Origin of the sequence: Paraburkholderia sp. 32 (genome assembly GCF_050435345.1) — a bacterium.
In the GTDB taxonomy this organism is placed as follows: Bacteria; Pseudomonadota; Gammaproteobacteria; order Burkholderiales; family Burkholderiaceae; genus Paraburkholderia; species Paraburkholderia tuberum.
Map to the genome: position 1 here is coordinate 783,470 of NZ_JBNDKD010000003.1, position 13,862 is coordinate 797,331.

Here is a 13,862-nt window from a genome sequence, read left to right on the forward strand (position 1 = left end):
GAACGCGGCGCACTTATCCCCAGTTCGTGTTGATGAGCCTGTTGAAAACTGTCTGAACAACGGGCTAACGCATTGAACCTAATACGATTTGTTTGTACGGTGCAAAACGAATCAGAAGCAAGCCACAGGACACGTGCTCTGCAGCGCCTCAACGGTGTTTATCGATCACTGAATCGTGCTATCAGATCGATGCATGCTTGAGGCGCGAAAGAACTTGCCCACTCTTGCGAGCTTTTGAACTCGGGCTCAAGACGAGCAAGCGCCTCAGATAGCCACTGCGACCGTTGCGCTTCGAGAGGCAAATGATCGGTCTCTGATCGAATGACGACGAAGATTCTCCTTCGCTCTATCCCTGAGCGATAAGGGTCTCGTCGTGACAAATCAGCAAGGCGAGCAACACATTGCCTGGGAAGATATTCGCGAAATCGTCGCTACGCGGTCAGAACAATGGATTGGAAATTCGATCGTATTGCTCGTCCGGCTAGACGATGGCCGTACCATGACCGTGCCGGAAGGCGATTCAGCCTGGCATGATCTGACCATGAAGTTATCGGAGCATCTTGCCGGCGCGAAACGCTACGAGGAGTGGGCACTTCAGTCCGCTTTTTCCGACGATGTGCCTCGCGTCGAGGTGTTTCGCCGCTGACATGACGGTATGCGGCGAGAGCGGGCCGGTGCCCGTATCGCTTAAGAATCCGTGGCCCCCCGCGCACCCGCCATCCGAGACATCAAGGCTTGTTCGACTCGAACAGATCCATGATCTGCTTCTTCTCGGTCGTCGACACGCTCGGCGGCGGCACCACCGGCGGCGTCATGCCCGCCGGGCCGACCCCGCCCACCGCATCGGTCGCGCCGGCCATCGGATTGCCCGAATCGAGACCGATGCTCGCGACGAAGCCTTGCCCCGGCAACTTGTCGGTAAAGAACAGCTCGCCGTTCATCACCGTCACACCGTCGGGTTGCTGCGGCTCGGCCTGGGGCACACCGCGCAGCGCGCGCTGCATGTACTCGACCCAGATCGGCAGCGCGAGCTGCGCGCCGAATTCGCGGCTGCCGAGACTCTTCGGCTGGTCGTAGCCCATCCACGCAACCGCCACCAGCGACTGCTGATAGCCGGCGAACCAGCCGTCCTTCGCGTCGTTGGTCGTGCCGGTCTTGCCCTGCAGGTCCGAGCGCTTCAACACGTTGGTGCCCGCGCCCGTACCCGCGGTCGCGACCGAGTGCAACAGGCTGTTCATGATGTATGCGTTACGCGGCTCGAGCGTGCGCGGCGCGTCGTGCCCAGCGACGAGCGGCTGCGCGCGCGAGATCGCCACGCCACGCGCGTCGGTCACTTCGTTGATCAGATACGGATTGATCCGGTAGCCGCCGTTCGCGAACACCGAGTACGCGCCCGCCGACTGCAGCGGCGTGACGAGGCCCGCGCCCAGCGCCATCGGCAGATACGGCGGGGTCTTGTCGGCGTCGAAGCCAAAGCGCTGCGTGACGAAGTCCTGCGCGTACCTGGTGCCGATGAACGACAGGATGCGGATCGACACGAGGTTCTTCGACTTCTGCAGCGCGACGCGCATCGACATCGGACCATCAGGCTGATCGTCGTCCTTCGGCTCCCACGCGTCGCCGCCCGGCGTGCTCGGCGGGAAGTACAGCGGCGCGTCGTTGATGATCGTCGCCGGTGCGAGCCCCTTGTCGAGCGCCGCCGAATAGATGAACGGCTTGAAGCTCGAACCCGGCTGCCGCCACGCTTGCGTTACATGGTTGAACTTGTTCTTGTTGAAGTCGAAACCGCCGATCAGCGCGCGGATCGCGCCGTCCTGCGGCGTCAGCGACACGAGCGCGCCCTCGACCTGCGGTAGCTGCGTGATCTGCCAGTTGCCCTTGTCGTCGGCGACGAGGCGCACGATCGAACCCGGCTTGATGCGCAGCGTCGCGTTCGCGCGCGGGCTCAGCGCCGCGGCGACGAAGCGCAGGCCGTCGCCCGCCACCGTCACCTGCGTACCGTCGACCAGTTGCGCGACCACCTGCTTCGCGCTCGCGTCCGTCACCACGCCGGCGATGATCTCGCCGTTGTCCGGGTGATCGGTCAGCGCGTCGTCGATCGTCTGGTCGCGGTCGTCGCCCGCCTCGGGCAACTGCACGAAGCCTTCCGGTCCGCGATAGCCGTGGCGCCGCTCGTAGTCCATCACGCCCTTGCGCACCGCGCGATACGCGGCGTCCTGATCGGCGGAATCGATCGTGGTGGTCACGTTCAGGCCGCGCGTATAGGTTTCGTCCTTGTACTGCGCGTACATCATCTGCCGCACCATTTCGGCGACGTACTCGGCGTGCACGCTGTACTCGTTGCCCGGATTCTTCGTGTGAATCTCTTCCTTCACGGCCTGGTCGTACTGCTGCTGCGTGATGTAGTTCAGCTCGAGCATGCGTCGCAGGATGTACTCCTGACGGATCTTCGCGCGCTTCGGATTGACGACCGGGTTATACGCGGACGGCGCCTTCGGCAGGCCCGCGAGCATCGCGGCCTGGGCCAGCGTGAGGTCCTTCAGGTCCTTGCCGAAGTACACGCGCGCGGCCGCGGCGAAGCCGTACGCGCGCTCGCCCAGATAGATCTGGTTCATGTACAGCTCGAGGATCTGGTCTTTCGTCAGCGCGCGCTCGATCTTGTACGCGAGCAGCATCTCGTAGATCTTGCGCGTGTACGTCTTCTCGCTGGAGAGGAAGAAGTTGCGCGCGACCTGCATCGTGATCGTGCTCGCGCCCTGCGACGCGCCGCCATGCGCAAGGTCGGCGAAACCGGCGCGCAGGATGCCGACGAAGTCGACGCCGCCGTGTTCGTAAAAGCGGTAGTCCTCGATCGCGAGCACCGCTTTTTTCATCTGGTCGGGGATGTCCTGGAAGCGCACGAGGCTGCGCCGCTCCTCGCCGAATTCGCCGATCAGCACGTGATCGGCGGTGTAGACGCGCAGCGGCACTTTCGGGCGATAGTCGGTCAGCGCGTCGAGCGACGGCAATTGCGGCCCCATCACGACGAGCGCATAGCCGACGATCAGCGCCCCGACCACGACGACGGTCGCGATCAGGCCGAAGAACCACAGCACGAGCGACGCGCCGATCGAACGACGGCCGCGCTCGGGCTCGCGCGAAGCGGCATTGCGTCCAGGGGTGCGTTGGTGGGAGTCCCGGTCTTCACCGGCCGGAGAGTTCGAGGAATGCGGTCGTTTGATGATTGGCATGACTGGAATAATGGGCCCGCAACTGCGCGCCTGTCTGCACGCGCTCGCGGCGCGCGCATGGGTCGTATTCGACATCCTGGCAGGGACGTACGCCGCCCTGCGGACCTTGCCCCCGGCCGGCCGCACGGCACGCCACGGACCATGTCCGGCGCAACGTAACAGCGCATTTTAAAGAAATCGGCAGCGGTCCAAGGCAGTTTTTTTGTAAGAATTCCCTTTGCCGGCCGCCTTTTCCTGGTAAGGGTCTGTAATTTCGCGCAGCGCGCATTGCAGCGTGCGCGCGACGCGCAGCTTGTGCGGGGTTATCAACATTTTCTGTTGAAAGGGCTGTGGACAAACCGGCCGCAAACACTACAACTCGTTGATGCCACGGGATTTTCGCACCGCGCTTGTTCCGTGGCGGCGCAACTCGTCATATGATGAACCCCGCGCGCGTCCCTCGATGCGCGCGATGGGGACCCCAACGGCGGGATCCAACGGCAGTTCCGATGACGGGTTCCGACACCGTATCCGAAGGCACGCGCCGATCCGCCCATGCTAACAAGACTGCGAGTCGATCATGTCCAAGCCCAGTGAGCGCATCGTCGTATTCGTCACGACCGCGCAGAAACGTGCGATCACCGCGACTGCCGAGGATCTGGGCATCAGCGTGAGTGAACTGATGCGGCGCGCGGTGCTGAGCTTCGGCGCGACCAGCGAACAGGTCAAGGCCGCGAGCATCGTCGACCGGCTGCGCGCGCCGCGCGCGCCCGATCCGCTGAACGCGGCGCTGCAGCGCGTCGCGCGCGGTACGCGCTATGCGCGCGCCGCGCTGCCGGTAGCGCTGCAAGCGGATGAGAAAGACGCGGCGGCTCCGGCGGCTGCCGGCGCCGCCGATGCCGTGGCTTCGCCCTCGATGCAGCAAGCCGGTCGCCCCGCTCCCGTGACCGACGCTGTGGATGCCCCCGCCCCGCTGCTTCCCGCGGGCGTCGCCGCCGCGCTCGCCGCCGGGCAGGACGAACAGGCCGCGGCCACCGCCGAAGCCGTCGCGCGTCTGACGGCAGCACGAGCCGCCGAAAACGCGGAAAACGCCGAAGCGGACGCAATCGACAACGCCGCGTCGAAACGGCTGCCCGGCACGTCGGCGCGTCTGCGCAACTCACTCAAGCGCCGCCCCAACGACCAGGACTCCGACGACGACGAACCGCACAGCGACCCGAGCGCCGAAGGCGGCCGTTTCGCGTGACGCAAAGCGTGACGGAAAATTACTGCGCACCGAGCCGCAATCACTGCATCCGAGCGAGCAGGCGAGCGTACGCAACGAGTCCCCGTTGCATATCGTTACATCAGTGACACCTGCGTGAAACGCCGCTCGGTAACGCCCGCCCACACCCGCAAACAGCGGCTTTTCGCGAATCGTTCGCGCCTTCGGGTAGCGCATCGATTAAGCCATCTTTAAGACAGCCGGTGGTGTAATATCCGCCGTCAAGTCCATGCCCATCGCGGCTTTCCATCATCGAGGCAATCCTCAACCGGCATTGCGCCTCAACAAAAACGGACCGCGCTATTGCAATTGGCAAGTGCGCCCCGAACTCCGGTCCGAACGTTGCGCAGCATGGCGCACGGCGGCGTAAAGTAGCAGTAGTTCAAGGCAGTCAGGCGCGCACGCATCGTCGGCGCCGCTCACATTCTCTGGAGGTTTTCATGTCGCTTTTTGACAGCATTTCGCGCACGCTCAAAGGTCTTTTGAACGATGCGGCCGATTCGGTGCAGGATCCGTCGCGCGACTCGCGCCAGATCGTGCGCGAACTCGACGACAGCATCGGCAAGGCCGAAAACTCGCTGATCGAGATTCAGGCGCAGGTCGCCACCCAGCAAAGCAAGCGCGATGTTGCCGCGGACAAGGCGAAGAAGTATGAAGACGGTGCTCGCCGTGCGCTGCAGTCCGGCGACGAAGCGCTCGCGCGTGAAGCGCTCAGTGCGCAGGCCACGGCCGAAGCCGAACGCGATGCGCTGACCAAAGAACTGACTTCGCTGGAGCCGTCGGTCGCACAACTGAAGAGCCAGATCGAGGACATGCGCACGCGCCGCAACGACCTGAACGCGCGCTCGAACATCCTGCAAGCCAAGCAGCAGATCGCGCAGGCGAAAGATACCGCGGCCACCGCACTCGGCGGCATCGGCGGCAAGAACCTGTCCGAGGATTTCCAGAAGCTGGAAGATAAAGTCGCGCTGTCGAACGCGCGTTCCGACGCGCGTCTGAACTCCGCCGACGAAAAAAGCGGCAAGGCGCTCGACGACAAGCTCGCGGATCTGAACCGCGGGCCGTCCGTCGACGATCGGCTCGAAGCGCTGAAGAAGCAGCTCAATACGCCGGCGCAGTAAATGCTGGATGCCTGTACTTCCTCGCAGCAAGTACACCCAGCAATGACAGCAGTAGCAGTACATGCCGGTGCGCTCGCTTCTGAACGCACCGGCATACCGGCCGCCACAGGCAGCCACCGCAATCGACTGATGGAGACGGGCGCGCCCCGCCCGGTCCGCAAATGAAAAAACTTTTCGCAACCGCCTTCGCTTCGCTGCTGCTCGTGTCGGCCGCGGCGTTCGCGGTGCCGACCGCTCAGCAAATCGAATCGGCGATGTCGCAGGGCAACTGGCAGCAGGCCGACGCCGGCCTCACCGAAGTGTTGCAAGCGCATCCGAACAGCGCGCACGCGCACTATCTGTACGCCCAGGTGCTCGATCGCGAAGGCCGTTCCGCCGACGCGCTCGCGCAGCTCCAACAGGCAAAGACGCTCGATCCGCAGGTCCGCTTCACCGACCCGAGCCGCTTCGCGCAAACCGAAGCGCGCCTGCGCCGCGACGCGGAACGCGCGGGCGGCAACGTCACCCGTCACGCCGCGAATCCGTTCGCGCAGCAGAATGCGCCTGCTGTGCAGCAACAGTCGGCGATGATGTCGCAAGCGCAACAACGGCATGGTCCGGGGGTGGGTATGTGGATCGGTATCATTGTTCTGATCGCGGTGATCGCGCTCGTGCTGCGCTGGACCTTGCGCCGCGCGCGCAGCCAGGAAGACACGCGCGCCGACGAGGACCGCCGCGCACAATTGAAGCGCGCCACCGACATGCTCAACACGGTGCGTTCGATCAAGCTCGACGTGAAGCTGTCCGCCGCGCCGGGTCACGAGTTGCTCGAGAAAGACGTCGAAGCGACCGAAGAACAGTTGCGCGGCGCCGTCGAAACGCTGTCGAACGGCAAGAATCCGCTGCCGCCCTATGCACTCGATGAATTCGAGCAGCGCATCGCGAGCCTGCGCGCGCGCGCCGACGGCCGGCCCGATCCGACCGCCGCGTCCGTGGGCAGCGCTCAGCAATCGACGTACGCGCAGGAGGCCGAGCGCTTCGGCAACCCGCAAGCGCCTTATCCGCAACAGGGTCCCTATCAGCAGCAGCCGCAGGTCATCGTGCAGCAAGGCGGTGGCATGGGTGGCGGCATGGGCGGTCTGCTGACTGGCGTGCTGCTTGGCGAGGCGCTCAGTCATGGGCGTGACCGCGTAGTCGAGCGCGACGTGGTCGTCGACCCCGACGAACTGCGCCGGCGCGGCAACGACGGCGGAAACGGCGGCGGCCTCGACTTCGGTCAGGGTTCGAACGACTGGAACGATGACGGCAGCAGCGGCGGCATCGACATGGGCAGCAACGACGATTCCGGCGGTTGGACCGATACCTGATCGAACCCGATCGATCCGCGTCGAATGAAAAGACAGGCTCCTTCGCGGAGCCTGTTTTTTGCCTGCCGGTTTTGTGTACCGCCTTCGTTCAGGTCAGGCCCGCGCCGACTCCGCCTGGCTACCCTCGTGCTGCGCGAGCACGACCGCCCCCGCAAACAGCCGCACGATGAAACGTTCCGCGTAATCGATCAATGCGTCGCGGCGCGCGGCGTTCGCATCGATGTATTCAGCGGATAGATGAAACAGTTGCAGCACGATCTGCGTGCAGACTTCGTCGACGGTCTCGCGCGCGAGTCGCGGCATCAATTCGAGCTGCACGACGTCGTCCGCCATCTCCGCCGACACCTCGTGCAGGTTCGCGCGCACCGCTTCGCGCAAAGCCGGCGACGTGCCGTGGTATTCGGCCAGCGCGCTCAGGAACGCCTCGCGGTTCGCGAGCGCGAACGCGAAAAACGCGACGCACGCGCGCCGCGGCACGCTGTGCGGTTCGTTGTGCGCGGCGAGCCAGCGCTCGCGCCGCAGCATCGGCCGAAGCCGTCGGCTCACCGAGGCGACGGCTTCGTGCGCAAGCTCGTCGAGCGCGCTGAAATGGCGGTAGAACGTGTTCGGATTGAGCCCCGCCTCGCGTGCGAGCTCGCGCAAGCCGAGGCTCGCGAAACTGCGGCCGCCGGCGGTCAACCGCAGCGCGGCCTCGATCAGCTTGCGCTTGCCGGGCGGCAACTGCGGGCCAGCGACGGACGCTGCTTCGGGGACGGTCGTCATCGTGCGTTCAATCGTCGCGCGGTATGCGCGTTTAATAGCTGCACTCTAAACGATCTTGACGCGATGTGTACAGTTGTCTACCCTGCGCGTTAAGCCGTGTGTAGACAGCTGTAGACGCGCGATTTCGCCCCTGCCCGTCGCGCCGCGCGAGTCCAGCGCGCCGTAGCCGCTATCGTTTCGCCCGCCGCTTTCGCCCGTGCCGGAGACCGCCGTGACGCCTGCCCCTTCCGCTTCATCCACCGCGCTGCGCATTGCGATCGTCGGCAGTGGCTTTGCCGGCATCGGCATGGCCATCCGTCTGCAGCAAATGGGCATCACGTCGTTTACGGTCTATGAGGCCGCGAGCGGCATCGGCGGCACGTGGCGTGACAATACCTACCCCGGCGCGGCCTGCGATGTCCCCTCGCATCTCTATTCGTTCTCGTTCGAGGCGAATCCGGCGTGGTCGCGCTCGTTCAGCAGCCAGGCCGAAATTCTCGCGTATCTGCAGCACTGCGCGCGCAAGTACGGCGTCGATCGCTACGTGCGTTGCAATGCGAAAGTGAGCGCCGCGCGCTTCGACGAAGCGCGGCAGATCTGGCTCGTCGAGCTCGACACGAACGGCGCGCGCGAAATCGTCGAGGCCGACGTGCTGATCGCCGCGAACGGTCCGCTGTCGCGTCCCGCGCTGCCGCGCATCGCCGGCATCGAACGTTTCGAGGGCAAGCTGTTCCATTCGGCGCGCTGGGATCACGCCTATCCGCTCGACGGCAAACGCGTCGCGGTAATCGGCACCGGCGCGAGCGCGATCCAGTTCGTGCCGAAAATCCAGCCGCGCGTCGCGCATCTGGCACTGTTCCAGCGCACCGCGCCGTGGGTGATGCCGAAGCGCGACAAGCCGATCGGCCTGCGCGCGCAATGGCTGTTCCGTACGCTGCCGTTCACGCAGCGCTTCGTTCGCAGCGCGATCTATTGGCAGCTCGAGTCGCGTGGGATCGCATTCGTTGTCAATCCGAAGCTGATGAAGATGCCGATGAAGTTCGGTCTCAGCTATCTGCAGCGACGCGTCAAGGACCCGGCGCTGCGCGCGAAGCTCACGCCGAACTACCGACTCGGCTGCAAGCGCGTGCTGCTGTCGAGCGACTATTACCCGGCCGTCTGTCAGCCGAACGTCGACGTCGTGACGAGCGGTATCCGCGAGATCGTCGCGGATGGCATCGTGACCGACGACGGCGTGCACCACCACGCGGACGCGATCATCTGCGGCACCGGCTTCCAGGTCAACGACGTGCCCGCGCCGTTCGAAGTGACCGGCCTCGACGGCACCGACCTCAGCACGCTATGGCTGCGCGATGGCCCCGAGGCCTATCTCGGCACGAGCATCGCGAACTTCCCGAACTTCTTCATGATCGTCGGCCCGAACACCGGGCTCGGCCATAACTCGATGATCTACATGATCGAGTCGCAACTGCGATATATCGGCGATTGCCTGCGCGTGCTGCGCAAACAGAATGCGCGCACGATGACCTTGCGCGCCGACGTGCAGCGCGATTTCAACGCGCGTTTGCAACAGGAGATGCGGCACGCGGTGTGGACTAGCGGCTGCCACAGCTGGTATCAAACGCAGAGCGGCAAAGTCACCGCGATCTGGCCCGGCTTCACGTTCAGCTTTCGCAAGCGTACGCGCCGCGTGCGGCCGCAGGATTACCGCTTCGCGCGTTGAGTCCGCACAATGGCAGTCCGGCGCCGCGGGCATGGGCCGGCGCATTCGTTACCCGCCACCGCTCAGCAACTGCAACAGCTCCCACAGGAACTTCGCGATGATCACGATCAGTTCCCACAGCCGATAGAGCGGCTGCCAGTCCAGCACGCGCAGAAGGGACTCGATCATCGCTATCGTCAGAAGAAGTGAGGGCCGCGATTTCCAGTTCGATCACGCGTCGCGCGCGATGCCCGCGCGTCGCGCAAGCTCAAACCGCCATCACGGCCCGCCTGCGCTCCGCGCGCTGCATGAAGAAGTTCGCCGCGACGACGCCGACCGTGACGACCGCGATGAACAGCGTCGCGAGCGCATTCATCTCCGGATTCAGACCAAGTCGCACGCGCGAGAACACGACGAGCGGCAAGGTCGTCGAGCCGGGACCCGACAGGAACGCGGACAGCACCACGTCGTCGATCGACAGCGTGAACGACAGCAGCCAGCCCGACACCAGCGCCTGTGAGATCAGCGGCAGCGTGACGAAGAAGAACACGCGCAGCGGTGTCGCGCCGAGGTCGAGCGCGGCTTCCTCGAGCGACGGATGCAGTTCGCGCACGCGCGATTGCACGATGATCGCGACGTACGAAATACACAGCATCACGTGACCGATCCAGATCGTGAAGATGCCGCGTTCGGCCGGCCAGCCGATCCAGCGCGCCATTTCGATGAACAGCAGCAATAGCGAGATACCCTGAATCACTTCGGGGATCACCAGCGGCGCGTTGATCATGCCGGTGTACAGCGTGAAGCCGCGAAAGCGCCCCATGCGCGCGAGCACGAAGCCGGCCCACGTGCCGATGATCACCGACGCGAACGCCGTGAGCAGGCCGATACGCAGCGACAGCCACGCCGACGTGATCAGCTCGCCGTCCTGCAACAGCGCCGCGTACCAGCGCGTCGAGAAGCGCGTCCACACCGTCATCAGTTGCGATTCGTTGAACGAATACACGACGAGGCTGACGATCGGGATATACAGAAACAGAAAGCCGATGCCCAGAGCGATCAGCTGCAGCATGCGATTCGGCTTCATTGGCGGCCCTCCTCCAATGCCTTCGCCTGGGCATGCTGGAACAGCGCCATTGGCACCAGCAGCAGCAGCACCATCGCGCATGTGACGGCGGACGCCATCGGCCAGTCGGCGTTGTCGAAGAACTCATTCCACATCACGCGGCCGATCATCAGCGTGTTCGCGCCGCCGAGCAACTCGGGAATCACGTACTCGCCGACCGCCGGAATGAACACCAGCAGACAGCCGGCGATGATGCCGTTCTTCGACAGCGGCAGCGTGATCTGCCAGAACGCCTTCCACGGCTTCGCGCCGAGGTCGTAGGCGGCTTCCAGCAAGGTCAGGTCCATTTTCACGAGATGCGCGTACAGCGGCATCACGAGAAACGGCAGGTACGAATAGACCATGCCGATATAGACCGCCGTGTTCGTGTGATACAGCTCGATCGGCGAATGGATCAGGCCGACCGACATCAGGAAGTTATTCAGCAGCCCGTTGTTCTTCAGAATGCCGATCCATGCGTACACGCGGATCAGGAACGAGGTCCAGAATGGCAGCATCACGGCCATCATCAGCAGGTTGCGGGTGGCCGGATTGGAGCGCGCGATGTAGTACGCCATCGGATAGCCGATCAGCAGACACAGCACGGTCGAAATCGCCGCGACCACGACCGAATTCACATAGGTCGCGAAGTACAGGCTGTCGGTCAACAGAAACGCGTAGTGCGACAGATCGAGCGTGATGTGCAGCGCGCCTTCCGCGAAGGTGACGAGCTGCGTGTACGGCGGAATGCCGAGCTGCGAATCGGCGAAGCTGATCTTCACGACCAGCAGGAACGGCACGAGGAAGAACAGCAGCAGCCAGATGAACGGCCCCGCCACCACCGCGGTGCGTCCCCTGAACTTCAGACGCCGCACGGGCCACGCGAAAAACGACGAAAGCGCCTCTTTCATGACGTCAGCACCACGCCGGCCGATGCGCTCCAGCGCACGTAGACTTCGTCGCCCCAGGATGGCGGATCGATTTCAGTGAGCGCCAGGCTCGTCACGTTCGCGATCACGGTCTTGCCGCCGTCGAGCTTCACGTGATACAGCGAATAGCCGCCCATGTACGCGATATTCGTGACGACGCCCCTGCCCCAGTTGTAGGCGCCCTCCGGCGGCTTACGCGTGAGGGCGATGCGTTCGGGGCGCACCGAGATCGTCACCGGCATGCCGAGCGGACCGGTGATGCCGTGATTGACGTGCAAATGGCACGTCAGATCCGGCGTTTCGATGAACACGTGATCGGGCTCGTCCTCGACCGTGCGGCCTTCGAACAGATTGGTCGAGCCGATGAATTCCGCCGAGAAACGGCTGTTCGGGTACTCGTAGACTTCATGCGGCGTGCCGAGCTGCACGATCTGGCCTTCGCTCATCACGGCGAGGCGGTTGGCCATCGTCATCGCTTCCTCCTGATCGTGCGTGACCATCATGCAGGTGACGCCGACCTGGTCGAGAATGTTGACGAGCTCGATCTGCGTGCGCTGGCGGATCTGCTTGTCGAGCGCCGACATCGGCTCGTCGAGCAGCAGCAGCTTCGGCCGCTTGACGAGCGAGCGCGCGAGCGCAACGCGCTGCTGCTGCCCGCCCGACAGCTGATGCGGCTTGCGCTTCGCGAAGCGGCCCATCTGCACGAGTTCGAGCGCGTTGTGCAGGCGATCTTTCAGCTCGGCCTTCGGCACGCCTTCCTGCTTGAGACCGAACGCCACGTTCGCCTCGACAGTCATGTGCGGAAAGAGCGCGTACGACTGGAACATCATGTTGACCGGCCGGCGATACGGCGGCAGTTGCGCGAGATCTTCGCCATCGATCAGGATCTTGCCCGACGTCACGGTTTCGAGCCCGGCCATCATGCGCAGGAGGGTCGACTTGCCGCAGCCCGAGCTGCCGAGCAGCGCGAACAGCTCGCCCTTCTTCACCGTCAGATTGACCCCTTTGACCGCGACGGTCTCGCCGAACTTCTTCACGACATCGACGATCTGGATGAACTGCTCCGCTGCGTCTCCCGTCACGGCGTTCGAGCCCGTCGACGGCACCGCCGTCCCGGCCAGCGCGCCCGGCTGGTCACTACTCATCATAATGCTGCTTCACTCCGGCGTTTGACGAACAAAGCCCCCGGTGAACACCGAGGGCTTCATAGGCTGCTTATCTGTTTGTTGTCGCGCTTAGCGGCCGGACTTGAACTCGGTCCACAGCCGCGTTTGCAGCCGCTGGATTTCCTGCGGCAGCGGTTTCAACAGGAACAGCGTCTTGATGGTTTCCGGCGACGGGTACACGGCCGGATCGTTCGCGACGTCCTTGTCCACGTACTTGCGCGCTTCCATATTGACGCTCGGGTAGTACACGGCGTTGGTGATCGCGGCGTGCACCTGCGGCGTCTCGATGTAGTTGATCCACTCGAGCGCGGCTTCCTTGTGCTTCGCGTCCTTCGGAATCGCCATCACGTCGAACCACACCGGCGCGCCGCCCTTCGGCACGAAGTACTCGATCTTATACGGCTTCTTCGCCTCGATCGCGCGATGCTTGGCGATCACGACGTCGCCCGACCAGCCGTACGCGAAGCAGATGTCGCCGCCGACGAGATCGTTGATGTAGCCCGACGAGTTGAACTGCGTGATGTACGGGCGGATCTTTTTCAGCATCGCGAGCGCGGCGCGGTAGTCGGCCGGGTTCGTGCTCATCGGGTCTTTGCCTATGTAGTGCAGCGCAGCTGCGAACATCTGGTCCGGCGCGTCGAGCACCGACACGCCGCAGGCCTTCAGCTTCGAGATGTATTCCGGCTTGAACAGGATGTCCCAGCTATCGAGCGGCGCGTCCTTGCCGAGGATCTGCTGGACCTTCGTCACGTTGTAGCCGAGGCCGGTCGTGCCGTACGCCCAGGGCACCACGTACTTGTTGCCTGGATCGGCGCCGGCGACGAGCGCCATCAGCGACGGGTCGAGGTACTTCAGGTTCGGCAGCTTCGATTTGTCGAGCGGCTCGAAGATGCCCGCGGCGATCTGCTTGCCCGCGTAGTTGCTGGTCGGCACGACGATGTCGTAGCCCGAGTGACCGGTGAGCAGCTTCGCCTGCAGCGTGTCGTCGCTGTCGTAGTTGTCGTACTTGACCTGGATGCCGGTCTGTTTGGTGAAGTTCGGTATCGTGTCCTTCGCGATGTAGTCGGACCAGTTATACACGTTGAGCTGCGTATCCTTCGCAGCGGCCGTCAACCACGGCGCCGCGCACAAGATCAGCGCCGCCATATGCCCCACTATCCGCTTGTTCATCCCGTTCTCCGATCCTCTCGTCACTCAAGCCGCGCCGTCGCCCGCACGGTCCCCTGAAAACCCCGAAAACTACCACCAATTATTGCCCGCACAAAAAAAAACCCGGAGC

11 protein-coding genes are annotated in these 13,862 nt (G+C 64.0%); 5 read left to right on the plus strand and 6 right to left on the minus strand.

All coding sequences use genetic code 11. From position 1 onward, the window contains the following. The first annotated feature begins 373 nt into the window (after positions 1-373). Entirely contained in the window at positions 374-646 is a 273-nt protein-coding gene (locus tag OKW26_RS26315; protein ID WP_429355680.1) for a hypothetical protein, read from the plus strand. A gap of 82 nt (positions 647-728) precedes the next feature. Here the strand turns inward: OKW26_RS26315 and OKW26_RS26320 are convergent, their stop codons facing one another. Beyond that, positions 729-3,230, minus strand: coding sequence for a penicillin-binding protein 1A (locus tag OKW26_RS26320; RefSeq protein WP_429355681.1), 2,502 nt, complete (start codon positions 3,228-3,230; stop codon positions 729-731). Positions 3,231-3,789: 559 nt separating this feature from the next. Here OKW26_RS26320 and OKW26_RS26325 point away from each other — a divergent pair. From OKW26_RS26325 to OKW26_RS26335, 3 genes are all read left to right on the plus strand, one after another. Further along, positions 3,790-4,455, plus strand: a complete 666-nt coding sequence (locus OKW26_RS26325) for a hypothetical protein (protein WP_184056770.1) — start codon at positions 3,790-3,792, stop codon at positions 4,453-4,455. A gap of 458 nt (positions 4,456-4,913) precedes the next feature. Beyond that, positions 4,914-5,594: a PspA/IM30 family protein gene (locus tag OKW26_RS26330; RefSeq protein WP_090805336.1), complete on the plus strand. Its 681-nt coding sequence runs from the start codon at positions 4,914-4,916 to the stop codon at positions 5,592-5,594. A gap of 161 nt (positions 5,595-5,755) precedes the next feature. Then, the gene (locus OKW26_RS26335; protein WP_429355682.1) at positions 5,756-6,940 is read left to right on the plus strand and encodes a tetratricopeptide repeat protein; all 1,185 of its coding nucleotides are present in this window, start codon (positions 5,756-5,758) and stop codon (positions 6,938-6,940) included. A gap of 93 nt (positions 6,941-7,033) precedes the next feature. Here the strand turns inward: OKW26_RS26335 and OKW26_RS26340 are convergent, their stop codons facing one another. Then, positions 7,034-7,702 carry a TetR family transcriptional regulator gene (locus OKW26_RS26340; protein WP_429355683.1) on the minus strand — a complete coding sequence of 223 codons (669 nt, stop codon included), beginning with the start codon at positions 7,700-7,702 and terminating at the stop codon, positions 7,034-7,036. Between the two features lie 211 nt (positions 7,703-7,913). On the opposite strand from OKW26_RS26340, the gene OKW26_RS26345 reads away from it, so the two are divergent. Further along, positions 7,914-9,404 (plus strand): flavin-containing monooxygenase, encoded by a 1,491-nt coding sequence (locus OKW26_RS26345; protein WP_429355684.1) that lies wholly within the window; start codon positions 7,914-7,916, stop codon positions 9,402-9,404. Positions 9,405-9,651: 247 nt separating this feature from the next. Here OKW26_RS26345 and OKW26_RS26350 read toward each other — a convergent pair whose 3' ends face one another. The 4 genes from OKW26_RS26350 to OKW26_RS26365 form a co-directional block, all read right to left on the minus strand. Continuing rightward, entirely contained in the window at positions 9,652-10,470 is an 819-nt protein-coding gene (locus tag OKW26_RS26350; protein ID WP_184056784.1) for an ABC transporter permease subunit, read from the minus strand. Next, the gene (locus OKW26_RS26355) at positions 10,467-11,399 is read right to left on the minus strand and encodes an ABC transporter permease subunit (RefSeq protein WP_184056787.1); all 933 of its coding nucleotides are present in this window, start codon (positions 11,397-11,399) and stop codon (positions 10,467-10,469) included. Before OKW26_RS26355 ends, OKW26_RS26350 begins: the two co-directional genes overlap by 4 nt. Further along, the gene (locus OKW26_RS26360; RefSeq protein WP_184022680.1) at positions 11,396-12,562 is read right to left on the minus strand and encodes an ABC transporter ATP-binding protein; all 1,167 of its coding nucleotides are present in this window, start codon (positions 12,560-12,562) and stop codon (positions 11,396-11,398) included. The genes OKW26_RS26355 and OKW26_RS26360 overlap by 4 nt, the downstream gene beginning before the upstream one ends. Positions 12,563-12,652: 90 nt before the next feature. Then, on the minus strand, positions 12,653-13,753 hold the full coding sequence (locus tag OKW26_RS26365; protein ID WP_429355685.1) for a polyamine ABC transporter substrate-binding protein: 1,101 nt from the start codon (positions 13,751-13,753) through the stop codon (positions 12,653-12,655). Positions 13,754-13,862 lie beyond the last annotated feature (109 nt).

What these genes read in the sequence shown, in the direction of transcription:
- OKW26_RS26320 (WP_429355681.1), bottom strand. Translation starts at nt 3,230, where the DNA reads ATGCCAATCATCAAACGACCGCATTCCTCGAACTCTCCGGCCGGTGAA.
- OKW26_RS26325 (WP_184056770.1), top strand. Translation starts at nt 3,790, where the DNA reads ATGTCCAAGCCCAGTGAGCGCATCGTCGTATTCGTCACGACCGCGCAG.
- OKW26_RS26330 (WP_090805336.1), top strand. Translation starts at nt 4,914, where the DNA reads ATGTCGCTTTTTGACAGCATTTCGCGCACGCTCAAAGGTCTTTTGAAC.
- OKW26_RS26335 (WP_429355682.1), top strand. Translation starts at nt 5,756, where the DNA reads ATGAAAAAACTTTTCGCAACCGCCTTCGCTTCGCTGCTGCTCGTGTCG.
- OKW26_RS26340 (WP_429355683.1), bottom strand. Translation starts at nt 7,702, where the DNA reads ATGACGACCGTCCCCGAAGCAGCGTCCGTCGCTGGCCCGCAGTTGCCG.
- OKW26_RS26350 (WP_184056784.1), bottom strand. Translation starts at nt 10,470, where the DNA reads ATGAAGCCGAATCGCATGCTGCAGCTGATCGCTCTGGGCATCGGCTTT.
- OKW26_RS26355 (WP_184056787.1), bottom strand. Translation starts at nt 11,399, where the DNA reads ATGAAAGAGGCGCTTTCGTCGTTTTTCGCGTGGCCCGTGCGGCGTCTG.
- OKW26_RS26360 (WP_184022680.1), bottom strand. Translation starts at nt 12,562, where the DNA reads ATGAGTAGTGACCAGCCGGGCGCGCTGGCCGGGACGGCGGTGCCGTCG.
- OKW26_RS26365 (WP_429355685.1), bottom strand. Translation starts at nt 13,753, where the DNA reads ATGAACAAGCGGATAGTGGGGCATATGGCGGCGCTGATCTTGTGCGCG.